Origin of the sequence: Gottfriedia sp. OAE603 (assembly GCF_040543965.1) — a bacterium.
GTDB classification, from domain to species: domain Bacteria; phylum Bacillota; class Bacilli; order Bacillales; family Bacillaceae_G; genus Gottfriedia; species Gottfriedia solisilvae.
Genome location: NZ_JBEUNN010000001.1, coordinates 1,449,651 through 1,471,575, shown reverse-complemented (window position 1 = coordinate 1,471,575; position 21,925 = coordinate 1,449,651). Strand labels below are relative to the sequence as shown.

The following is a 21,925-nucleotide window of genomic DNA, read 5'->3' as shown; positions in this document are numbered from 1 at the left end:
TAAACCCTCTTATCACCTTTAACTTCATTAAGCAGTTGTTTCTTCGCCTTGTTTCGCTTCAAGAATCGCATCTGCCATTTTTGATGTAAGAAGTTTTACAGCTCTAATAGCATCGTCGTTTGCTGGGATAACGTGATCGATTTCATCTGGATCACAGTTAGTATCAACAATACCGATGATTGGAATGTTTAACTTACGTGCTTCAGCAACTGCGATACGCTCTTTACGAGGATCAACAACGAATAATGCATCTGGAAGTTGCTTCATGTCTTTGATTCCGCCTAAGAACTTTTCAAGACGTTCTAATTCTTTTTTAAGTTGGATAACTTCTTTTTTAGGTAATACTTCGAAAGTACCATCTTCTTGCATTCTTTCGATATCTTTTAAACGCTTAACACGTTTTTGGATTGTTTGGAAGTTTGTTAAAGTTCCACCTAACCAACGTTGGTTAATGAAGTACATTCCAGAACGGATTGCCTCATCTTTGATAGCTTCTTGAGCTTGTTTTTTAGTACCAACGAAAAGGATGTTTCCACCTTCAGCAGCGATACCTTTCATTACGTTGTAACACTCTTCAACCTTTTTAACTGTTTTTTGTAGGTCGATGATGTAGATACCGTTACGCTCAGTGAAGATGTAACGTTTCATTTTTGGGTTCCAACGGCGAGTTTGGTGACCGAAGTGAACACCAGCTTCTAATAATTGCTTCATAGAAATTACTGACATTTTATTTCCTCCTAATGGTTCTTTTTCCTCCGCTCACGTCGTCTTCTCCTATCACTCCCAAACTGGGTAGCACCAATAAGAAAATCGGCAAGCGTGTGTAATAACACCATGGACTACTATAGCATAGCTAGATTGTTTTATCAAGTGATATAGAAAAATTATTGTCGAAGTTTCAACATTAATTCTATTTCTGTTTTACCTTTATCCAGCTTTTTCGCAATTTCATCCGTAGTTAGTCCATCATTTTTCATAGAAATGATTTCATCTAACAAGCTATTTGAAGGCCTTTCTATTGCTAGTTTTTCAGTAGGTTTAACGCTTTCTGCTACTGGTTTTTCACGATTTTGTATTCGCTCAGAAATATTGTTTTGATCACTATCATTTAATAGTAGATCTTTATAATCTATTTCTGTTTGTTTTTCTACAAAATCAAATCTCTTAACTAGATTTGGTTTTTTAGAAACGAAAGATTCGTTTCTATTAATTGGTGGAGCTTTTTCGACCTGCTTATTATTATTGGAATTATCGCTTAATTTATTCAAAAATTGTTCATTTTCCTCTTTCCATTCTTCAATAAATGAATAGAGTACATCTTCTGTTTCCTGTTTAATATGAAATAAAGAAGTTTCAATTTCTTTGTATTTAGATAATTGCATTGTTAAATACACATTCCAAACACATAATAATAAAAATAATATAAAACAAAAGATAATTAGTACAGTCAATCAATTCACTTCCCAAGATCGTTAAATTTTAGCTTTTTTCTAACAGCTTGTTGCGATTAGAATCTGATACGGCAAAGACAAAAGTTGATTACAACGGAAGGTGCTAATCTCCTGCAGGAAATGCGAAGAAGGTTAAAGAACCCCGCACGCCCGCAAGAAGGCTCAGCTCACTCCCCACGAAAAAATGGGGCATCCTTGTGTTGTAATCAACTAACGTATTCTTACATATCAACAATTGATCGGAAAACAGCCTAAATATAAGACAAATGTTTGAACTAGTTTTTACTTAAAAAATCTCTAAGTTTAAAAATTGCTTTTGCATGTATTTGTGAGACTCTAGATGTAGACAATTTTAACACTGTACCGATTTCAGTAAATGTTAATTCATCATGATAAAATAAACTGATCACTAATTGTTCTTTTTCATTTAATTCAGTTACAATCGTAGCAGCCAACTGTTTAATTTGCTCAGCTTTTAGTAATTCTTCTTCTGGATTTAAGGTGCCATTATCTCTTAAAGTTTGGATGAAATTAACTTGTCCATCTCCATCATCTTTAATCTGCTCATCAACAGATAACATATTCGAGAAAAACACATCGTTAACGACATTTACAACTTCGTTCGAAGAGTAACCTGTGTATTCAGCAATTTCTTCAGGAGTTGCCTTACGTTGTAGAGACTGCTCCAATGTTTCAATTGCATAATCAATTTTCTTTGCTTTATCTCTAGTAGTACGAGGTAGCCAATCTTCTTTTCGAAGACCGTCCATAATATTACCTCTAATTCTAATAGAAGCATATGTTTCAAACTTTAAATCCCTATTTGGGTCAAACTTTTCTAAAGCGTCATATAATCCCATCATTGCAAAGCTTCGTAAGTCATCTCTATTAACATTCGAAGGCAAACTTTGAGATATTCTATTTACTTGAAAATGAACTAATGGCATATAGATCCGAATTAGAGCATCACCAGCATGAATATCGCGATCTTCTATCCACTTTTTCCAATAACTATGTGAATCATTTTTCAGGATTTGCGACACAGTCTTTCACCTCAGCTACTTACTAAATTATGATAACACCTTGATTTACAATTCTTATGTTCAATAGTGAGTTTTCTGGTGAAAATTCAATCGTTCGGCCTTTATTGCCTCCTACATCTGAACCCAGCACTCGAATTTGAAGTTTTTCTAATTGTTGTAATACTGCTTCTACGTTTCTGGGACCTATCCTCATCATTTCATTGGATGAACTGAATTGAAACATTTGTGATCCACCAGCTAGTTTAGCTTTTAAATTAGCTCTTCTACCACCATTAAAAACTATGTGATCTACTAATTCTTTAATTGCCGTATCAGCAAACTTGGCCTTATTCAGTTGACCTTCCTTTGCTAGGCTTGAATCAGGTAGCATGACATGCACCATACCACCTATCTGTCTTTCCTCATCATATATGACTACACCTACACACGAACCTAACCCAGATGTTCTGATCACTTGAGATCCCTTAACAATTCCCATTTCTGCGATACCAATTTTGGTAATTTGAACAAGATTACTCATTGGAACCTAAACCTAGCGAATTGAAAATTATTTCAAAACTATCAGGATCAGGAAGTAAGAAGAAATGTCCATTTAATTCCTCATTTTCCTTATCTTCATCGGAAAAGAAAATCGTATCGATGACGATTGCATCGTCACTAACCTGTCCTATTTCAATTAAACCGTATGAAATAATTGCTCCAAACATATCGATTGCAAGTGCAGGTACAGTAGGATAAATATTTAATTTAGTAAAATCTGAAAAAGAGGATAAATATGAACCTATTAATATATTTCCAACTTCTTGTAATACAGATGCCGCTATTGGGTTTTGTTCAAGATCTTCTATTTGAAATTCAGGGTCGTGCGTTAATTGTTTAATGATATTTGAAGCTTGTTCAAGGCTTGTTACAAAGTACATACTTCCAGGTGCTTCACCTTCTATGCGGAAGTAGACAGAAGCAACTACATTTTCAGCTCCACCAACAAGTTCCATCATATCGTTAAACGGCATAATCTTAACATTTGGTACACTCATATCAATCTTCGTATTTAATAGGCTTGACAGAGCAGTAGCAGCGTGCCCTGCTCCGATATTTCCTATTTCTTTTAAAATGTCTAGTTGCAGGGATTTAATCTGTTCTTGAAAGGACATTATTTAACCTCAACAACGTTCATTTCTGCATCATCATTTACATCTAAAACCTTTTCTAAATCTAGAATAATAAGAAGTCTTTTATCTAATTTTGCAATTCCTTCAATATAATCATGTTCTTGCTCACCAACTACTTCAGGTGCACTTTCAACACAATCATTTGGAATATCAATTACATCATTAGCAGAATCTACGATAAATCCTACTTCTTTATCTTCAAAGGTTACAATAATGATACGCGTGCGCTCATTATATTCTTTTTCTTCTAAATTAAATCGAAGACGTAAATCAATGATCGGTGTAACTACTCCTCGTAAGTTGATAACACCTTTAACAAAATTGTTAACTTTTGGAACACGCGTAATGAATTGAATTTTTTCAATCGATTTTACGTTTTTAACCGGTATACCGTATTCCTCATTATTTAAATCAAACACGATTACTTTTTCTACTTGAGACATCATACGTTTATCTCCTAACAGTTATTTAATTAATGCATTACAATCTAAAATTAATGCTACTTGACCGTCACCTAATATAGTTGCTCCTGAAATTGCGAAAACATTTGTTAAATAATTTCCTAAAGATTTTAGAACAATTTCTTGTTGTCCGATAAATGAATCAACTACTAAACCAGCAAGTTTGTCACCTTTTCTTACAATGACAACTGAAATTCCATCTGTGTTATTTTCAGATTCAAATGGTACATTAAATAAATCATTTAAAAACAACAGTGGTACGACTTTCCCACGGAAATCGATTACTTTTTGATTGTGTGCACTCATGATATCTGTCTTTTTAATAAACGCTGTTTCAATGATTGAAGATAATGGGATTGCGTACTTCTCTTTTTGAAGCTCAACTAACATAACTGAAATAATTGAAAGTGTTAAAGGTAATTGAACTGAGAATGTAGTGCCGTGTCCTAAAATAGAATCAACTGATACTGTGCCACCTAATGATTCAATTTTACTTTTTACTACATCTAAGCCTACTCCGCGACCTGAAATATCAGATAATACTTCAGCAGTAGAGAAACCTGATGCAAAGATCAATTCGAAAACTTGTTTATCTGTTAATGTAGAAGCTTGTTGTTCAGTAACAATTTTATTTTTAATTGCCTTCTCTAGTACTTTCTCGCGGCTAATTCCAGCTCCATCTTCTTTAACTTCGATAAAGACATGGTTTCCACTATGGAAAGCCTTCAGCACAACAGTACCAGTTTCAGGTTTACCTTTTGAAACACGAACCTCAGGTTTTTCAATTCCATGATCAAGCGCATTTCTAATTAAATGAACTAATGGGTCGCCAATTTCATCAATTACCGTGCGATCAAGCTCTGTTTCAGCACCGATAATTTGTAAATCGATTTTCTTATTTAAATCTTTTGATAATTGTCTAACCATTCGTGGGAATCGGTTAAATACTGTATCGATTGGTACCATTCGCATATTTAAGATAATGCTCTGTAAATCACTAGATACACGTGTCATTCTTTCTACTGTTTCTTGTAGCTCACCATGACTTAAATCTCTAGAGATTTGCTCGAGTCTTCCACGGTCAATGACAAGTTCTTCAAATAAATTCATTAGAATATCTAAGCGTTCGATATTTACACGAATTGTTTTACTATTACTTTGAGCCATTGCTTTATTTTTTTGCTCATTTTCTGGAGCAACAGTTACAGCAACTTCTTTTTCAGCCGCAGCAATTTCGTTCATTACTTCTTTTTGTTCATTTTCTTGTTTAATACGGCTAAGATCAAAGCTAGTAATCTCAACATTATGAATCTCAGAAATTTTCATTATTACGTTTTTTACTTCTGATTTATCGATTTTTGTAATAAATGTAACATAAAAAACGGCATCAAATTGCTCAGTTTCTAATTTATCAACTGAGGGATTACTTTTTAGAATTTCTCCATTTTGTTCTAATGATTCGAAAACCATAAATGATCGAGCTGCTTTTAAAATACATGATGCTGTTAATTCTATTTTTATTTCAAATACATTAAATCCTTGATCCATTGATTGCTCTATAACTGTATAGTCATATTCATCGTACCTAAGAGTCAATTCATCAGATTCATTTTTCACTTCATTTGTTTCTTCTACAAATTCTGTGCCTTTTTCGATTGCTGCTAACTTAAGCACGATTTCTTTTACATCTCTTTTACCGTCTCCACCTGTACTAATCGATTCAACCATTGCTTCTAAATCATCAATTGATTGAAATACCACATCTAATATAGATGAACTTACAGAGATTTTATTATTTCGAATGGCATCTAAAACATTTTCCATTTGATGAGTTAAATTTGCTAAATCTTCATATCCCATCGTTGCGGACATACCCTTTAAAGTATGTGCACTTCTAAAGATTTCATTTACAATTGCTAAATTAGTAGGTTCTTTTTCAAGTTCTAATAAATTCTCATTAATATTCTGTAAATGTTCTCTGCTTTCATCTATAAATAAATCTAAATATTGATTCAGTTCCATAGTCTTACTCCCTTATTATTTGGAATGTTTAATTATGGTGTCAGCTACTAGTTGAATAGGTACTACTTCATCTACTACATTTAATATTGCTGCTGCTTTTGGCATCCCAAAAACAACCGATGTTTCTTCTGATTCTGCGATTGTTGTGCCTTTACATTGCTGTTTTATTAACTTCATACCTTTAGCACCATCTGCTCCCATACCGGTTAAGATTGCTGAAGTAATTTCATAGTTTTTTAAACTACTAATTGATTCAAACAATACGTCAACTGAAGGCCGATGACCATTTTTAGGTGGTTCCTCAGATAGTTCTATTAATAATTCATTATTTTTTTGGAGCACTTTCATATGAAACCCACCAGGGGCAATATAAGCTGTTCCATTTGCTACTCTTTCACCATTTTCAGCTTCTTTCACATGAATAGCAGAGAGCTTGTCCAATCGAATTGCCAAGGAGTTTGTAAAACCCCCTGGCATATGCTGCACGATAAAAATCGGTGGTTGGAATTCGTTAGGTATCTTTGTTAAAACTTCCTGGAGTGCTCGTGGCCCCCCTGTAGACGTACCAATGCATACAACTCTATTACTTAGATTGGTGATCACATTTGCATTTGTTGGTTTGGCAATTTCTACCTTATTTTCATTGTTGACTGGTATTTTTGTCTCTTTAACTACAGCTGGAATTTTACTATTTTTTCGAATAGGTAGTTTTGGTGTTTGTTTCGGTAACTGTAATTTTTTCAAGTTAACCGTTACAGCCATTTTCACCTTTTTAATAATTTGTTCCGAAACCGTCTCAATATCTAATGATATGGCACCAGATGGCTTTGGAACAAAGTCAATTGCTCCGTTATCTAAAGCGATAAATGAACTTGTTGCACCTTCTTGCGTTAAGCTTGATAACATAATGACTGGCACTGGACATTCTTTCATGATGACTTTTAATGCATCTAAACCATTCATGACAGGCATCTCAATATCAAGTGTTACTACATCAGGCTTTAATTGAATGACTTTTTCGATTGCTTCTTTCCCAGTTTTTGCTGTACCAATTACATGAATGCCTTCATCAGATGATAATATATTTCCGATCATCTTTCTCATGAAAGCCGAATCATCGACGACAAGAACATTGATTTTCTTCAATTAAACCACTACCTTTTTAAAAATAGAGACTTCATACGATGTATAAAGGAATGTGACGGTTGTTCATTAAAATCCTCGTTTACGTATTTTTTGCTAATAAATTCTATATTTTTTGATGGTTGACTTGATGGTGAATGTAGAATAAATGGTTTTTGTGAAATAACCGCTTTTCTTACACTTGGATCATCAAAAATCATCCCTAATAGATTTACCTCAACATTCATAAAATGTTTGATTGCTTGTTCTAATCTAAAATGAACAGATTCTCCTTCTTTCTGAGAACTTATTCTATTAACCACAATGGATAATTTAGCTCGCACTTGATTTAATACTAGATGTTTAATCATTGCGTAAGCGTCCATAATCGCAGTAGGTTCAGGTGTTGTAATGACAAAGATTTCATGCATTGCAGAAAGTAACTTTATTGTTTGTTCACTCACTCCTGCACCCATATCAAAAATGATATAATCAAACTCTTCAATTGCAGTATCTAACTCATTAAATAGATGTGTAAGTTTACTTTCACTTAATGAAAAAATGTTTGATAATCCCGAACCTCCAGATATATATTTCAACCCATCTGGCCCTATATTCATAATATCACGAATCGTCAAATTTTTATTAAAAATGTCAATAATTGATAAATTAGTCACGGTTCCTAATAGGACATCAATATTACCCATTCCAACATCAAAATCTAGTAATAATACCTTTTTACTTTTTTGACATAATGAAATGGCAAAATTTAAGCTGAAATTTGATTTTCCAACCCCGCCTTTTCCACTAACAATACCAATTACTTTACTTTTTGGTTGATTTGCAAATTGTAATTTTTCCCTTAAAATAGTCGCTTGGTCACTCATAACTGAATTTCCTTTGCAAGAATCGAATAAATTTTATTAGGGCTTCCTTCCATAATATCGTCTGGAACATTTTGACCATTTGTTAAGTAAGCCACCCCAACTTGTTTTTCGACCATAAAGTTTAACATCGAACCGTATGATTCTGTTTCGTCAACTTTGGAAAAAATTACTTTATTAATCGGAACCGAGTGAAATTGTTCATAAATCTTTTTCATATCTTTGTACTTTGATGTTAATGCAAGTACTAGATACGTTTCTAATTCATTAAAATCGATTATTTCCTTCAATTCCGTAACGTATTTCTCATCACGGAAATTTCGTCCTGAAGTATCGATTAACACCAGATCATATTGTTCAAATTTGTCTTTTGCATTCTTAAAATCTTCTAAGTTATAACAAACCTCAATTGGCACACCAAGGATTGTTGCATATGTTTTTAATTGATCTATGGCAGCAATTCTATATGTGTCAGTCGTAATAAAAGCAACTTTTTTTTCGATATTTTAATACTGCTTCAGCTGCGATTTTAGCAAGTGTCGTTGTTTTACCAACTCCAGTGGGTCCTACTACATTCACATATCTAATATCATCATGTTTATGACCAAATTCTATATGCTGCATTTTCGTCATGATCGATGACTTTAACCATTCATTAATTTGCTCTTTTGAAACTTGATTTGATAAAAGCGCCATTCTAGGTTTGATTTCTAAAATGAATTCTTCAGTCAGTTCTTCTAGAATGTCTTGATCCAATAATTTGTTTTTTAGTTCCTCTACTAATGGATGGAGCGACTCTTCCCCAGATTGTTCATTGCTCATTTTTGTGATCATTGATTTCAGTTGTTTCATTTCATTCAGAAGATTTTCATGCTCCAAATCTTCTTTTGTTTTTTGCTTTTTTGGTATAACGATTTCGTCTTCTTTTATTAATGGAACAAGATCATCTATTTGACTTTGAAATGAAACTGTTTTTGCTTGCTCTTTTTGAGTTGTCGTTTCCCGAACTGCTTGATTTTGATCCAAAGCAGCTATTAACTCTATTTTCTTTTTAGCAAAGAAACCAAATACGCCACCTTCTTGAATGACTCTTGAATTTAGAATAACAGCATCATGACCAAGTTCTTCAGTTACCTTTTTCATTGCTTCTGCCATAGTGGGTGCAATAATTTTTTTTACTCTCATCCTACTCTCACAACTCCTACGCTTTGAACTTCAAGATCTGCATCCAATTCATTATATGAAAGGACTGGAAGTGTCGGCATATATCTTTCCACCAACTGTTTTACATACATTCTTATTGCAGGAGAACATAATAAAATTGGTTGTTGCTGTGCAATTGACATTTCTTCAACTTCTTTATTTACGGCCTTGATGAATTCCCCTGAAGTATCTGGATCAATTGATAAATATGAGCCATGCTCTGATTGAGTAATAGAATCGGCAATAATTTTTTCAACCTTACCCGATAAAGTAATTACTTTTAAAGACTCATTAGATTGACTGAATTGACTTGTAATTTGTCTAGCTAGTGCTTGTCTCACATACTCTGTTAACACTTCGGGATCAGTTGTGTATCTACCATAATCAGCTAAAGCCTCAAAAATTACTGGTAGATTTCTAATGGAAACTTTTTCTTTTAATAGTTTGCCTAAAACTTTTTGAATATCTCCAATTGCTAGTGGATTTGGTGTTACTTCATCTACTAAAATAGAATAGTTTTCTTTTAAATGATCTATTAAATTTTTCGTTTCTTGTCTACCTAATAATTCATGCGCGTAACTCTTAATGATTTCTGTAATATGAGTTGATACAACTGAAGGCGGATCTACAACTGTATAGTTAAACATTTCCGCTCTTTCTCTCATTTCTTCTGAAATCCATTTTGCTGGTAATCCAAACGATGGTTCAAATGTATCAATACCTACAATTGAAGGTTCGTCATATCCAGGGTTTAGTGCTAGATAATGATCTAGTAATAACTCACCATGTGCAACTTCATTCCCTTTAATCTTTAAGACGTATTCATTTGGTTGAAGTTGTATATTATCCCTTATACGAACGACTGGGATGACTAATCCTAGTTCGATTGCTAATTGTCTTCTAATCATTACAATTCGATCTAAAAGGTCTCCTCCTTGATTCGTATCAGCTAATGGAATTAATCCATAACCGAATTCAAACTCTATTGGATCAACCTGTAGTAATTTAACAACACTTTCAGGTGCTTTTAGATCATTCGTGACAATTTCTTCTTGTTGTTCTTCTATTACAGTTTCATCGACAACTGGTTTTCTAGATAATATATAAGCACCAAACGCTAGTAGTGCACCAATTGGAAGTGTAACGATATCATTTAACGGTGTTACTAAACCTAATAATGTAATAGAACCTGCTGAAATATATAATAATGTTGGATATGCTAATAATTGACTTGTAAGGTCAGTAGATAAATTGTCTTCAGACCCAGAACGTGTAACCATAATACCTGTTGCAGTTGAAATTAATAGCGCAGGAATCTGACTTACAATCCCATCACCAACAGTTAATGTCGTGAATTGTTTTGCTGCTTCAGCAAAGCTTAAGTCCAATTGAATGACACCTATAATCATCCCTACGGCAATATTTATGATAACAATGATAATTGTTGCAATCGCATCACCTTTTACGAATTTACTTGCTCCATCCATCGATCCATAAAAGTCTGCTTCTCTAGATACTTTTGTTCTTCTCTCTCTTGCTTGTACTTCAGTTATCATGCCTGCATTTAAATCAGCATCAATACTCATCTGTTTACCTGGCATCGCATCAAGTGTAAATCTTGCTGCTACCTCAGATACACGTTCAGAACCTTTCGTGATAACGATAAACTGAATAATAATTAAGATTAAGAACACGACAAAACCGACAATCGCATTTCCACTTGTAACGAAATTCCCGAACGTTTCTACAACATTACCACCATGTCCTGTTGTCAGGATTGCCCTTGTTGTAGATACGTTCAAGCCAATTCTAAACAAAGTTAAGATTAATAACAGTGATGGAAACACAGAAAATTCAAGTGATTCTTTTACATTCATTGAAAGTAATAAAACAACAAGTGCTATTGACATATTTAGCATGATTAGCAAACTAATTAACCATGTTGGTAAAGGAATAACTAACATGACAACGATAAATATTACACTGATAAGCACTGTTAAGTTCTTTGCTGACATTAGTTTCTCCCCTTAAATCTTTCTTTTCAACTTATAAACATATGCCAATATTTCGGCAACTGCTTTAAAAAACTCTTCTGGTACTTCATCTCCAATGTCCGTTTGTGCATATAACGCTCGAGCAAGGGGACGATTTTCAATCGTTACAATATCATGTGCTTTTGCAATCTCTCTAATTTTTAATGCTAGGAAATCGACTCCTTTTGCTATGACAAATGGAGCATCTCTTTTTTCCTCATCGTATTTAAGCGCAACTGCATAATGCGTAGGATTTGTAATGATTACATCTGCATTTGGAATTTCCTGCATCATTCGACGCATCGCTATTTCCCTTTGCTTTTGTTTAATTTTTGATTTAATCAGTGGATCCCCTTCGGATTTTTTATACTCATCTTTAATATCTTGCTTTGACATTCTAATATTTTTCTCGAAATCAAAACGTTGATAAAATAAATCAAGTACACCCAAAATAAATAAGGAAGCAGAAGCAAATATTCCACTTTTGACGACTAAATTGTAAATCGTTTCTGCAACTTCCCTAATACTAATAAAGGGTAAATTTAATAACTCCTGTTTACTTTGCCAGATGATATAAAATGTTGCTGCGCCAACAATTGAAATTTTTAATAATGATTTTACTAATTCGACGATTGCTCTTAATGAATATATTTTTTTAAATCCTTGTATTGGATTCAAGCGATCAAACTTTACAGCAATTGACTCAGTCGAAAACATAAAACCAACTTGAGATATATTAGCTACGATAGCAGCAATAAAAGCAACTCCTAAAAAAGGACCAATTAAAATTAAAATTTGCATGTAAATTTTAGATAGCACTGAACTAGCATTTTGATTAGAAATATCTTTTAATAAATTATGTTCCAGATAGTCCTTCATCACATGCTCAAATTGGTCAAAAAGAAACTGTCGACCAAATAGTAAAAAGAGAAACATGGAAAGTAAAATCACAGCTGTATTAATCTCTACGCTTTTAGCTACCTGCCCTTTTTTCTTCGTTTCTTCCCTCTTTTTGGGGGTTGCTTTCTCAGTTTTTTCCCCAGAAAAAAGTTGTAAATTAAGTTTAATTTGCGCCATTTTAAATTCCTCCAATTAGCTGGATGAGGGAATTTGTTGATTGTACAACTAATTCAAATAAATGCTGAACTAATATCATCATTGTTGGTAATCCGATGATTAATAAGATAAAAGCAATAATCACTTTAAGTGGAAGGCCAACAACAAAAATATTCAATTGTGGAACAATTCTCGTTAATATACCTAATGCAATATCTACTAAAAATAATGATGTGACAATTGGTAGTGCCATTTGAAATGCAATCACAAACATTGAAATAAAGATTTTTACAACTTCAAGCACAAATTCCTCATGACCAATGGGTAATCCTGTCGAATTTACAGGAATAATTTTGAAGCTGTTTATGATCCCTTGTAGTAAAAGATGGTGTGCGTTTACCGATAATAAAAATAGGATCGTAATTGCATTTAAAAATTGAGCTGTAATTGGATTTTGCATACCCGTTTGAGGATCAAATACACTAGCCATCGAAAATCCGACTTGAAAATCGATTAATCCTCCAGCGATTTGTATTGCTGACATAACAATAAATGCAATCAATCCGAGCGCTAAACCGATTACTGCTTCTTTCATCAATAAAAATAGATAATTATCAATATTAAGTAGTGGTTGTTGGTCGACAAGAAAAAATGCAATATAGCTTGTAAAAAAGGAAAACCCTACTTTATGACTTGTCGGTATAGATCTGTTCGAAAAAATCGGAACTGAGACAAAAAAACTTGAGATCCTAACAAAAATTAATAGAAATGCAGGTATGCTTTGATATAAAGTCTCCATTTTTATTAACCTACGAAGTTATTCAAATTACTAAAAATTTGAAATGTAAATTCTACTAATTTAGTCAACATCCAAGGTCCAAAGAAAATCAGCGCGACTAATATAGCAACTATTTTTGGAATAAATGCTAGTGTTTGCTCTTGAATTTGGGTTGTTGCTTGAAAAATACTGACAATCAAACCAATTACTAAAGCAATAATTAGTAATGGACCACTTACAATAAATAATGTATAAATTGCCTTTTGAGCAATTGTTATAACGAATTCTTGACTCATTTTTCAGTTCACCTCTAGAAGCTTTCGAGCAATGATTTAACAATTAAATACCATCCATCTACCATAATAAATAATAAGATTTTGAACGGTAGTGAAATCATAATAGGTGGTAACATCATCATCCCCATTGACATTAATACACTTGCTACAACCATATCTATCACTAAAAACGGAATAAAAATCATAAATCCCATTTGAAAAGCAGATTTTAATTCACTAATTGCATATGCTGGTACTAATGTAGTTAACGGAATGTCTTTAATACTTTTAGGCTTTTTCATGCCTGTATAACCCATAAATAACTCTAGATCCTTTTGTCGCGTATGCTTACTCATGTATTCTTTTACCGGAACTGAAGCGCGATCATATGCTTGTTCCAACGTTATTTTATTATCAAAAAGTGGTGTTAAAGCTTGTTTATTTACTTCTTGAAATGTTGGAGCCATAATAAAAAATGTTAAAAACATTGCTAATCCTAGTAAAACTTGGTTTGGTGGTACACCTTGCGTACCAATTGATGTTCTAACAAATGATAGAACAATGATGATTCTTGTAAAGCATGTAGTAAGAATGATTATTCCCGGTGCAATAGATAATACCGTTAATAATAATAATAGTTTCACAGATGTTGTAACCGTTTCTGGATTACTAGAATTAAAGTATTGAACTACATCATTCATTGTTGTCGATCCCTTTCTCATCAATTCTAGTAAGGATTGAATTTTTCTTACCTTTTAAAGACTGCATTTGTTGATTGAATAAATTTTTAAACGATTCTTTTGTTGAATCTATCTTTGTTGAATCTATTTTTCGATAATCTTGTTTGATTACATTTTCAAACCACTTTGTTACCTTTACCTCAGCTTGCGTTTTTTGCTCTCTTAATTCTTCAATCGATTGTATTTCTTCTTCATCACTGATCTCTTTTAGTAAAGTAATATCCTCACCTACACCAACTACATATAATGAGTTTCCAATTTTTAATATTTGAACGGATTTATTAGATCCAACCGATGTTCCACCAAGAGAATTGATTACATTATTTTTTGAGAAAGAATTTCCATTTCGTTTTATCCAGTAAAGTACTAAATATAATAGTCCAATGACAATTCCAAAAGAAATGATCATTTTCACATAGTCAAAAAATGTTAGTTTGGTAGACTTTACTTCTGAGATGTCTTGACTAGTCTGCTTTTTTGTATTGTCATCACATAACTTTGGGTTATCTATACAATCTTGTATAGAAGGGTTAGATTGCGCCGCAAAGCCAACTGTGGACTTAAACGGCGCAACAATCACCATCAATGACAACAACGTTAAAAAAAGTAGCTTCTTCATTCGTTGTCACCTTCTTTTCAAATTCATTGCTAGATTTTAAGCTAAAGTTTTAGAAATAGCTTCAATTACACGATCAGCTTGGAATGGCTTAACAATAAAGTCTCTTGCTCCAGCTTGAATTGCGTCAATTACCATAGCTTGTTGTCCCATTGCAGAACACATAATTACTTTTGCATTAGGATTAATTTTCTTAATTTCTTTTAAAGCTGCAATTCCATCCATTTCTGGCATAGTAATATCCATTGTTACAAGGTCAGGTTGATGCTCTTTATATTTTTCAACAGCTTGAGCTCCGTCAGCAGCTTCAGCTACTACATTAAAACCATTTTTTACTAAGATGTCTTTAATCATCATTCGCATAAATGCTGCGTCATCAACTATAAGAATATTATTTGCCATTTCAAATTCCTCCAAAATATATTTAAATTATTTTAAATTATTTAATCGATCACTCTTACTTACAATATCGGTAACACGAACCCCAAAATTCTCATCAATAACAACTACTTCACCTTTTGCAATTAACTTACTGTTAATTAGAATTTCAACAGGTTCGCCTGCAAGCTTGTCCAACTCTAAAATTGAACCAGTTGTTAATTCTAGAATTTCTTTAACTGAACGCTTTGTTCTTCCTAATTCAACAGTTACATTCAATGGAATATCGAATAACATATTTAAATTTCTAGCTTCATTTTCAGTAATTGAAACTGGTTGTAATTGTGAAAAAGCAGCTGGTTGAACAGATTGGTTACTTACAGGGTGTGATGCTCCAATCATCTGATTTCCAAAAGAATTTGAATTTATAGGGTTATTATATGACACTTGTTGAGCCATTCCATTGTTTATTGGCTCTTGATATGCATGCGACGTTTGTTGCACTTGTTGTTGCTGTTGTGATGCTTGTTGTTGCTGTTGAGCTTGCAGCTGTGTTGGCACTTCCGCAGGAGTTTCAGCAGGTGAATTCAGCTTAAACAGTTCATCAACTAGCTCTTTTCCGAAATCATATGGTAAAAGCTGCATAATCGTTGAATCAATTAATTCTCCTACCTTTAATCTAAATGAAACTTTAATTAAGTACTCATCTTGAGGAACTCTATTTGTTCCTTCTCCAACTTGGAAATCGATTAATCCAATTGTTGGTGGTGAGATATCTACCTTTTTCTTGAAAATCGTACTCATTGATGTAGCTGCTGATCCCATCATTTGATTCATAGCTTCTTGTACTGCACTTAAATGAATATCATCTAATTCAACTTCTTCTACGATTCCATCTCCACCAAGCATTAGGTTAGCTATAATTGCAGCATCTCTCGTATCAATTACAAATAAGTTTGCCCCAACAAACCCAATTGTGTAACCTACTTGAACTGCAACGTACGGAGATTGAAACTCTTTTTCTAAATGCTGACGATGTAAAACAGATAAACTAGGAGTCGTAATTTCTACTTTTTGATTTAATAATGTTGATAGAGCCGTAGCAGAACTACCGAATGAAATATTTCCTATTTCTCCCAATGTATCCATTTCAATTGAGGACAGTAAATCCTCTAAAGGGGGTACTTCATCTTGATTATTTGTTTCGGTTGGCTCTTCTCCTAAAGAACCACCATTTAATAGTAGTTCGATTTCTTCTTGAGATAGGATTTTATCACTCATCATTTCCTCCCCCTTTCAACTCATCTAATATTTGAACTGCAACTTTTTTACCTACGACACCAGGTTGGGCAGTAAATTTATAACTTTCACCTATTTTTATATTTAAGGCTTTATTCGTATCTTTATCTAATACGATTACATCACCTATATCCATATTCAATAAGTCATTAATGGAAATTGTTGTTTTGCCTAGTTCTGCCGTAATTTCCAATTTCGTTTTATTAATTCGTTTGTTAATAAACTCTGATTCCTCAACATTTTTAGGCTTTGTATTTGGTTGCATCCAATATCTTACAGATAACTTTGGAATCATTGGTTCAAGCACTACATGAGGAATACAAATATTAATCATCCCGGTCGTATCACCAATTACAGTATTAAATGAGATTACAACTACTGTTTCATTTGGTGAAACAGTTTGTAAAAACTGAGGATTTACTTCAAAATCTGTTAATACTGTGTCAATATCTGCAATCGTACTCCAAGCATCACGCAGATTTTCAACAGCTCTTTCAAATAATTGAGTCATGATTTTTGTTTCAATTTCAGTTAAGTTCTCAACTTTATTAATACTATTGCCCTGACCACCTAGAACTCGATCAAGCATTGCATACGCAATATGAGGATTGATTTCAAAAATAATTCTTCCATCTAAAGGAGGTACTTCAAACACATTTAAAATCGTCATTTTAGGAATCGAGCGAATAAATTCCTCGTATGGAATTTGATCAGTTGATGCAACACTTATTTGTACATAAGTCCTTAATTGGGCTGAGAAATAAGTTGTTAACAACCTGGCAAAATTTTCGTGAATTCTTGTTAAACTACGGATATGATCTTTCGAAAATCGAAGTGCACGTTTAAAATCATACACTTTAACTTTTCGTTCACTTTCTTCCTTTTTCAGTTCTTCGGCGTCCATTTCACCTGTTGAAATAGCTGAAAGAAGCGCATCTATTTCATTTTGTGATAAAACCTCTCCTGACAAGCAATTCACCTCCTCTTACATGTAAGATCGACTATTGTAGGATGAATGAGGTGGTGTATACTTTTTCAACTTTTCCATCCTGCATTATACCGTTTAATTTTTCTTTTAACGTATTTTCTAACTTTGAAATACTATCTTTTTCCTTCAATTGGTCACTTTGCATTTGTGCCAGTTGTTGAATAATTAAGTTTTTTACTTGAAAATCTCTTTTTTCAAGTTCAGCTTTTGCATCATCACTTGAAGTTTGAATTTTATAAGAGATTTTTATATAATCACCATTTTTTAAGTTCGTTGTGATTTCTGGAACATCAACTGAAGTTTTAATAATTTCATCAATTGTTGGTTCTCCACTAGCAGGTTTTACATTTACTTTATTAATAATAATGACAGTAACTGTTCCAATAAGCGTAATCGCTAACAGAAGCACGATCATAATATTTACTAACTTATTTTTAAACAATGGACTACGCCTCCATTTTTTTATCAGTACCTAATAAATTAATTGTTTGGTAAAATGCAGTTACTAATTTGATTACTTCAGCTTCTGGTTCTTTTACAAAGAATTTATGACCATTCGTTAAAGTAATTGTCGTATCAGGGAAGGATTGTATTTCCTCGATATAAATTGCATTTAATGTAAATTTATTTCCGTTTAATTTTGTTAAGCTAATCATTTTTAGTAGAGGATTAGGTTTTAGCATAATCCTCTTTCACCTACCTTAACGTTTTAAGTTTACAAGCTCTTCTAAGATTTGGTCTGAAGTCGTAATAATTCTAGAGTTCGCTTGGAATCCACGTTGTGCAACAATCATATCAGTGAATTCTTCTGATAAATCAACATTAGACATTTCTAATGTACCTGCTTGTACTACCCCACGTGAATTACCTGGAGTTGAAACATTTGGAATACCGGAGTTATTACTTTCTTGGAATGTATTTCCACCTGCTTTAAGTAATCCACCTGGATTCGAGAAAGTTGCCAAAGCAATTTGACCAAGCGTTTTTACTTGTCCATTAGAGAAAACACCCGTAATTTCACCTGACTGACCAAATGTAAAACTTGTTAATGACCCACCAGCTGATCCATCTTTTTCTTTTACTGATACAGAAGATGCTGCTGCAGTTTGAGTTAATCCAGAAAAATCAAGTGCTGCATTATTTAATGTAATAGGACTTGCAGGTGCAGGAGATGTAATTGTATAGTTACCTGCATTTCCAACTGGAACAGCTTTACCTGTCGCATCAAATCTTACAGTAAATAAAGGTGCTGCGTCAGTAACTGCATATCCTGCTGCAGTGGTATTTAAATCTACATTCCAATCTGTAGCATTTTGTTTCGTAAATACTACTGTAACTGGAATTTCATTACCTAGTGAATTTCTAACTGTCATATCCATTGAATACGATGTTCCGTTTGCGGCATTACTATCAAGATTACCAGCATATTTTGCAAATGTAGTAGCTTGTGGTAAAATAGTTGCATTTTTATCAATAGATAAATCAACTAATTTACTTGTATTAGGTAATCCTGTCGTTGGATTCATTGCATATCCCTGTACTTTCAAACCATCTGAATTTACTAGATTCCCAACACTATCTATATCAAAGTTACCAGCACGTGAATAATATTGTTGGTTTCCATTCTTAACAACGAAGAAACCGTCACCATCTACACCTAAGTCTAGTAATCTACCAGTCGTTTGAAGACTTGAATTTGTCATAATCGTATCAATAGATGCTACAGCAGCACCTAGTCCGATTTGTTTCGCATTTGTACCACCGCGATTATTTTGTGCGCTACTTGCACCAGACATTGTTTGACTCGCAATATCCTTAAATGTTACTCGTCCTTTTTTAAATCCATAAGTATTTACGTTCGCGATGTTATTACCAATTACATCTAATTTTGTTTGGAAGTTTTTCATTCCACCAATTCCTGAGTACATTGAACGAAGCATTAATTTTTCCCCCTAAACTAAGTAACTTTCATACTATGAAATGTTTCATTTATTTCGTTGGTTCACTTACAGTATTTTAACTAATTTTCGAAATATATTCTGTATAAGTTGATTTGCCATTTGTTAATTGGACTAAGAAACCATCTTTATTTCGTTCTACGGATTTAACGATACCTTCTTCTACTTTCGTTGTTTTTCCATCCTCCGAAATTACAATATAGGATACTTTCTTACCGATTAATTCACTGAACTGAAGTAAGTTTGTTGACATATTTGATAAAAAGTTATTCAAGGATGTATTCATGTTCGTCATTTGTTCTAGTGAAGAAAAAGTTGCTAGTTGCGCAATGTAGTCTTTATCTTGCATTGGATTTAATGGATCCTGGTTTTTCATCTGTGCCATTAATAATTTAAGAAAATCATCTTTTCCTAGTTCACTGCCAGACTTTTTGCTTGTTTTCGAATCCGTTGAATTAATAGCATTTAATGCATCTAAAATTGTGCTCATGGGCTATAGACTCACTTTCAAGAACTCGTCTAAGAATGAAGAACCAACTTCTTCTTCTTTCTCAGGTTGGTTTGATTGTTTTTGTTGTTGATTTTGTTGCTTTTGATCGCGTTCACGATTCAAGTAAGATGCATTATCAGTTTGCAATGATTGATAAAGGTCAATCTTTTCTACTTGCAAATTGTTCATCTGAAGCGCTTGCTTTAAACCATCCATGTTTGACTGTAATAATTCTTTCGCTTTCGCAGTTGATGCAATAATTGTTGCAGTCATTCCATGTTCGTTTTTAACTAATTCAATCGAAATACGACCAAGCTGTTCTGGGAACAGTTTTATAAATATTTTTTGTTGACCATTTTCATTTGTAAAATTACTTTTCTGAATGATATTTTGAAAATCTCTTACAAATTGATTGGCCTCAGCTTTATTTGTTGTTTTTCCTATGAATAAAGCAAACTGTTTAACATTTTCACCAAAAAATGATTGATTTGAAGATGAGAAATTTTGATTATCGGTCTCGGAAGTACTTATTTTTGTCACTGAGACAGAATCTATTTCAACTTCTGCTGTATGAGAAATTGCTTGTTTTTCTAAATTAGCTCTTGAATCCACTACTTTTGAATTCGATATCATTTTCACGATGCTATCAGAAAAAATCTTGATTTGATCAGTATCCAAGCCATTATCTTCTAAAAAAGCTCCTAACCCCGCCATCAATTTCTTTAATTCACTTTGAGAAACCTCAATGTTTGAATTTTGAAGATGATCACTTAGTTTAGCTTCTGAATGAATCGTTTCAATTAACTTTGAAAGAATACTAGATAAAATCGTTGAAATACCATTTAAATCGTTTAATTCTGTTGATTTTTTACTGTCCGTAGTAGATAGAATGGCATTCATAAAACTTTTTGAGTCTGTTAACAAAATCCCGTCTGATAAATTAAAAGTCGTATCATTAGAATTATTACTATTTGATGGATCTTGTATAGATGATTCAAGATGTTTTTGAATCATTGACTGTAATAGTGTTAATAAATCAACCATACCATTCAAAGTTTCTTTATCAGAATCACTACTATCTTCTATTTTTTCAAGTGTATCTTCAATAAGCTTTTCTAGTTTTTTTATATCAGAATTTTCTTCGATATCTTTTACTAGTTTACGATTATTTTCATTCGGTTGAACCGTTTGAAGAGATTGTGAATCCTTCATAACTTTATCAAAAGATTTATTATTCTTCTGAAAATATGAAGATTTTGATTTCAACGGCTGCACCCTATTGAATAATTGATTTTTTTCAATCCCATTCATACTGTTCACCTCCCCCCACCTTCTGTTTTTTATCTGGAACTAGCTGTCATCATGGACGTAAACTTAGCAGCTTTTTTTACATCCATGTTTGCTAAAATTTCTGTTACAGCTTCGTTTTTAAGGTTTGAAAGAATATAAAATGCTTCATCATCTGTTACTGACTGTAAAATTTGGGCGGCTTGTTTTTCAGACATTTCCTCATAACTTGTAAATAGTTTTTTGGATAATGCCTTTTTCTCTTCCTCTGAATCGATGGATGCTGTATTTCTTTCTTCTAAATCTTTGATCTGTTGTCTTAACTTTTCAGCTTCAATTCGTAAACTGTTAATATGTTGATCTTTTTCTTTCGACTGACTTTTCAATGTTTTTAACTCTTCTTCAGCTTTTTTATTTGTTTCTATAAGCTTTGCAAGATTATTTTTGATTTTCTCATCTTCTGATAAGGGAGACACACTTTTTACATATGATTCAATAATAGGGATATGTGAAGCAATCTTCCTTGCCTCTTTAGATACATTTACACCAGCAACATGTAATATAATCGCTGCAATTGTGACAGTAAAAAGTATTGGAATCAAAAAGACAAAAATAAAATATTGAAAAGCGCTGTATTCTTTTTCATTCGTCTCAATCTGCATATTCATC

General features: G+C 33.0%; 26 protein-coding genes. All 26 read right to left on the bottom strand.

Annotated elements, in window-relative coordinates; genetic code table 11:
- Positions 1–27: 27 nt before the first annotated feature.
- The gene (gene rpsB / locus ABID96_RS07335) at positions 28–726 is read right to left on the bottom strand and encodes a 30S ribosomal protein S2 (protein WP_056470859.1); all 699 of its coding nucleotides are present in this window, start codon (positions 724–726) and stop codon (positions 28–30) included.
- Positions 727–884: 158 nt separating this feature from the next.
- A complete protein-coding gene (locus ABID96_RS07330; RefSeq protein WP_192601443.1) occupies positions 885–1,451 on the bottom strand; it encodes a hypothetical protein in 567 nt (188 codons plus the stop codon).
- 275 nt (positions 1,452–1,726) lie between these two features.
- Complete coding sequence (locus ABID96_RS07325; RefSeq protein ID WP_192601442.1) at positions 1,727–2,494, bottom strand: FliA/WhiG family RNA polymerase sigma factor; 768 nt, start codon at positions 2,492–2,494, stop codon at positions 1,727–1,729.
- Positions 2,495–2,516: 22 nt separating this feature from the next.
- Positions 2,517–3,014, bottom strand: coding sequence for a chemotaxis protein CheD (locus tag ABID96_RS07320; protein ID WP_192601441.1), 498 nt, complete (start codon positions 3,012–3,014; stop codon positions 2,517–2,519).
- Positions 3,007–3,648: a chemotaxis protein CheC gene (locus tag ABID96_RS07315; RefSeq protein ID WP_192601440.1), complete on the bottom strand. Its 642-nt coding sequence runs from the start codon at positions 3,646–3,648 to the stop codon at positions 3,007–3,009. Before ABID96_RS07315 ends, ABID96_RS07320 begins: the two co-directional genes overlap by 8 nt.
- Positions 3,648–4,112 (bottom strand): chemotaxis protein CheW, encoded by a 465-nt coding sequence (locus ABID96_RS07310; protein ID WP_483300685.1) that lies wholly within the window; start codon positions 4,110–4,112, stop codon positions 3,648–3,650. The genes ABID96_RS07315 and ABID96_RS07310 overlap by 1 nt, the downstream gene beginning before the upstream one ends.
- Before the next feature lie 18 nt (positions 4,113–4,130).
- On the bottom strand, positions 4,131–6,149 hold the full coding sequence (locus tag ABID96_RS07305; protein ID WP_192601439.1) for a chemotaxis protein CheW: 2,019 nt from the start codon (positions 6,147–6,149) through the stop codon (positions 4,131–4,133).
- Between the two features lie 15 nt (positions 6,150–6,164).
- Positions 6,165–7,295 (bottom strand): protein-glutamate methylesterase/protein-glutamine glutaminase, encoded by a 1,131-nt coding sequence (locus ABID96_RS07300; RefSeq protein WP_192601438.1) that lies wholly within the window; start codon positions 7,293–7,295, stop codon positions 6,165–6,167.
- 8 nt (positions 7,296–7,303) lie between these two features.
- Positions 7,304–8,158 carry a MinD/ParA family protein gene (locus tag ABID96_RS07295; protein ID WP_192601437.1) on the bottom strand — a complete coding sequence of 285 codons (855 nt, stop codon included), beginning with the start codon at positions 8,156–8,158 and terminating at the stop codon, positions 7,304–7,306.
- Positions 8,155–8,607, bottom strand: a complete 453-nt coding sequence (locus ABID96_RS07290) for a flagellar biosynthesis protein FlhF (RefSeq protein ID WP_377897040.1) — start codon at positions 8,605–8,607, stop codon at positions 8,155–8,157. Before ABID96_RS07290 ends, ABID96_RS07295 begins: the two co-directional genes overlap by 4 nt.
- A 19-nt stretch (positions 8,608–8,626) precedes the next feature.
- Positions 8,627–9,340 carry a flagellar biosynthesis protein FlhF gene (locus tag ABID96_RS07285; protein WP_377896791.1) on the bottom strand — a complete coding sequence of 238 codons (714 nt, stop codon included), beginning with the start codon at positions 9,338–9,340 and terminating at the stop codon, positions 8,627–8,629.
- Positions 9,337–11,373 carry a flagellar biosynthesis protein FlhA gene (gene flhA, locus ABID96_RS07280; RefSeq protein WP_192601435.1) on the bottom strand — a complete coding sequence of 679 codons (2,037 nt, stop codon included), beginning with the start codon at positions 11,371–11,373 and terminating at the stop codon, positions 9,337–9,339. Before flhA ends, ABID96_RS07285 begins: the two co-directional genes overlap by 4 nt.
- A gap of 12 nt (positions 11,374–11,385) precedes the next feature.
- Positions 11,386–12,468: a flagellar biosynthesis protein FlhB gene (flhB, locus tag ABID96_RS07275; protein WP_192601434.1), complete on the bottom strand. Its 1,083-nt coding sequence runs from the start codon at positions 12,466–12,468 to the stop codon at positions 11,386–11,388.
- Position 12,469: 1 nt separating this feature from the next.
- Positions 12,470–13,246: a flagellar biosynthetic protein FliR gene (gene fliR / locus ABID96_RS07270; protein ID WP_192601433.1), complete on the bottom strand. Its 777-nt coding sequence runs from the start codon at positions 13,244–13,246 to the stop codon at positions 12,470–12,472.
- A gap of 5 nt (positions 13,247–13,251) precedes the next feature.
- Positions 13,252–13,521, bottom strand: a complete 270-nt coding sequence (gene fliQ / locus ABID96_RS07265; RefSeq protein WP_087998531.1) for a flagellar biosynthesis protein FliQ — start codon at positions 13,519–13,521, stop codon at positions 13,252–13,254.
- Positions 13,522–13,535: 14 nt separating this feature from the next.
- Positions 13,536–14,201 (bottom strand): flagellar type III secretion system pore protein FliP, encoded by a 666-nt coding sequence (fliP, locus tag ABID96_RS07260; protein WP_192601432.1) that lies wholly within the window; start codon positions 14,199–14,201, stop codon positions 13,536–13,538.
- Complete coding sequence (locus tag ABID96_RS07255) at positions 14,194–14,859, bottom strand: flagellar biosynthetic protein FliO (RefSeq protein ID WP_192601431.1); 666 nt, start codon at positions 14,857–14,859, stop codon at positions 14,194–14,196. The genes fliP and ABID96_RS07255 overlap by 8 nt, the downstream gene beginning before the upstream one ends.
- A gap of 36 nt (positions 14,860–14,895) precedes the next feature.
- On the bottom strand, positions 14,896–15,258 hold the full coding sequence (locus ABID96_RS07250) for a chemotaxis protein CheY (protein WP_087998534.1): 363 nt from the start codon (positions 15,256–15,258) through the stop codon (positions 14,896–14,898).
- 27 nt (positions 15,259–15,285) lie between these two features.
- On the bottom strand, positions 15,286–16,518 hold the full coding sequence (fliY, locus tag ABID96_RS07245; protein WP_192601430.1) for a flagellar motor switch phosphatase FliY: 1,233 nt from the start codon (positions 16,516–16,518) through the stop codon (positions 15,286–15,288).
- Positions 16,508–17,503 (bottom strand): flagellar motor switch protein FliM, encoded by a 996-nt coding sequence (gene fliM / locus ABID96_RS07240; RefSeq protein WP_192601429.1) that lies wholly within the window; start codon positions 17,501–17,503, stop codon positions 16,508–16,510. Before fliM ends, fliY begins: the two co-directional genes overlap by 11 nt.
- Positions 17,504–17,534: 31 nt before the next feature.
- Entirely contained in the window at positions 17,535–17,963 is a 429-nt protein-coding gene (gene fliL / locus ABID96_RS07235) for a flagellar basal body-associated protein FliL (RefSeq protein ID WP_087998537.1), read from the bottom strand.
- A gap of 4 nt (positions 17,964–17,967) precedes the next feature.
- The gene (locus ABID96_RS07230) at positions 17,968–18,177 is read right to left on the bottom strand and encodes a flagellar FlbD family protein (protein ID WP_087998538.1); all 210 of its coding nucleotides are present in this window, start codon (positions 18,175–18,177) and stop codon (positions 17,968–17,970) included.
- Between the two features lie 45 nt (positions 18,178–18,222).
- The gene (locus ABID96_RS07225; protein WP_192601428.1) at positions 18,223–19,461 is read right to left on the bottom strand and encodes a flagellar hook protein FlgE; all 1,239 of its coding nucleotides are present in this window, start codon (positions 19,459–19,461) and stop codon (positions 18,223–18,225) included.
- A 76-nt stretch (positions 19,462–19,537) separates the two neighbouring features.
- Positions 19,538–19,969 (bottom strand): flagellar hook assembly protein FlgD, encoded by a 432-nt coding sequence (gene flgD / locus ABID96_RS07220; RefSeq protein ID WP_192601427.1) that lies wholly within the window; start codon positions 19,967–19,969, stop codon positions 19,538–19,540.
- A gap of 3 nt (positions 19,970–19,972) precedes the next feature.
- Positions 19,973–21,280, bottom strand: coding sequence for a flagellar hook-length control protein FliK (locus tag ABID96_RS07215; RefSeq protein WP_192601426.1), 1,308 nt, complete (start codon positions 21,278–21,280; stop codon positions 19,973–19,975).
- Positions 21,281–21,309: 29 nt separating this feature from the next.
- Positions 21,310–21,918 carry a MotE family protein gene (locus ABID96_RS07210; RefSeq protein ID WP_192601425.1) on the bottom strand — a complete coding sequence of 203 codons (609 nt, stop codon included), beginning with the start codon at positions 21,916–21,918 and terminating at the stop codon, positions 21,310–21,312.
- Positions 21,919–21,925 lie beyond the last annotated feature (7 nt).

What these genes read in the sequence shown, in the direction of transcription:
- fliQ (WP_087998531.1), bottom strand. Translation starts at nt 13,521, where the DNA reads ATGAGTCAAGAATTCGTTATAACAATTGCTCAAAAGGCAATTTATACA.
- flhB (WP_192601434.1), bottom strand. Translation starts at nt 12,468, where the DNA reads ATGGCGCAAATTAAACTTAATTTACAACTTTTTTCTGGGGAAAAAACT.
- ABID96_RS07255 (WP_192601431.1), bottom strand. Translation starts at nt 14,859, where the DNA reads ATGAAGAAGCTACTTTTTTTAACGTTGTTGTCATTGATGGTGATTGTT.
- ABID96_RS07285 (WP_377896791.1), bottom strand. Translation starts at nt 9,340, where the DNA reads ATGAGAGTAAAAAAAATTATTGCACCCACTATGGCAGAAGCAATGAAA.
- ABID96_RS07305 (WP_192601439.1), bottom strand. Translation starts at nt 6,149, where the DNA reads ATGGAACTGAATCAATATTTAGATTTATTTATAGATGAAAGCAGAGAA.
- ABID96_RS07225 (WP_192601428.1), bottom strand. Translation starts at nt 19,461, where the DNA reads ATGCTTCGTTCAATGTACTCAGGAATTGGTGGAATGAAAAACTTCCAA.
- rpsB (WP_056470859.1), bottom strand. Translation starts at nt 726, where the DNA reads ATGTCAGTAATTTCTATGAAGCAATTATTAGAAGCTGGTGTTCACTTC.
- ABID96_RS07315 (WP_192601440.1), bottom strand. Translation starts at nt 3,648, where the DNA reads ATGTCCTTTCAAGAACAGATTAAATCCCTGCAACTAGACATTTTAAAA.
- fliR (WP_192601433.1), bottom strand. Translation starts at nt 13,246, where the DNA reads ATGGAGACTTTATATCAAAGCATACCTGCATTTCTATTAATTTTTGTT.
- ABID96_RS07215 (WP_192601426.1), bottom strand. Translation starts at nt 21,280, where the DNA reads ATGAATGGGATTGAAAAAAATCAATTATTCAATAGGGTGCAGCCGTTG.
- ABID96_RS07320 (WP_192601441.1), bottom strand. Translation starts at nt 3,014, where the DNA reads ATGAGTAATCTTGTTCAAATTACCAAAATTGGTATCGCAGAAATGGGA.
- flgD (WP_192601427.1), bottom strand. Translation starts at nt 19,969, where the DNA reads ATGAGCACAATTTTAGATGCATTAAATGCTATTAATTCAACGGATTCG.
- fliY (WP_192601430.1), bottom strand. Translation starts at nt 16,518, where the DNA reads ATGATGAGTGATAAAATCCTATCTCAAGAAGAAATCGAACTACTATTA.
- fliP (WP_192601432.1), bottom strand. Translation starts at nt 14,201, where the DNA reads ATGAATGATGTAGTTCAATACTTTAATTCTAGTAATCCAGAAACGGTT.
- ABID96_RS07210 (WP_192601425.1), bottom strand. Translation starts at nt 21,918, where the DNA reads ATGCAGATTGAGACGAATGAAAAAGAATACAGCGCTTTTCAATATTTT.
- ABID96_RS07250 (WP_087998534.1), bottom strand. Translation starts at nt 15,258, where the DNA reads ATGGCAAATAATATTCTTATAGTTGATGACGCAGCATTTATGCGAATG.
- flhA (WP_192601435.1), bottom strand. Translation starts at nt 11,373, where the DNA reads ATGTCAGCAAAGAACTTAACAGTGCTTATCAGTGTAATATTTATCGTT.
- ABID96_RS07230 (WP_087998538.1), bottom strand. Translation starts at nt 18,177, where the DNA reads ATGATTAGCTTAACAAAATTAAACGGAAATAAATTTACATTAAATGCA.
- ABID96_RS07310 (WP_483300685.1), bottom strand. Translation starts at nt 4,112, where the DNA reads ATGATGTCTCAAGTAGAAAAAGTAATCGTGTTTGATTTAAATAATGAG.
- ABID96_RS07295 (WP_192601437.1), bottom strand. Translation starts at nt 8,158, where the DNA reads ATGAGTGACCAAGCGACTATTTTAAGGGAAAAATTACAATTTGCAAAT.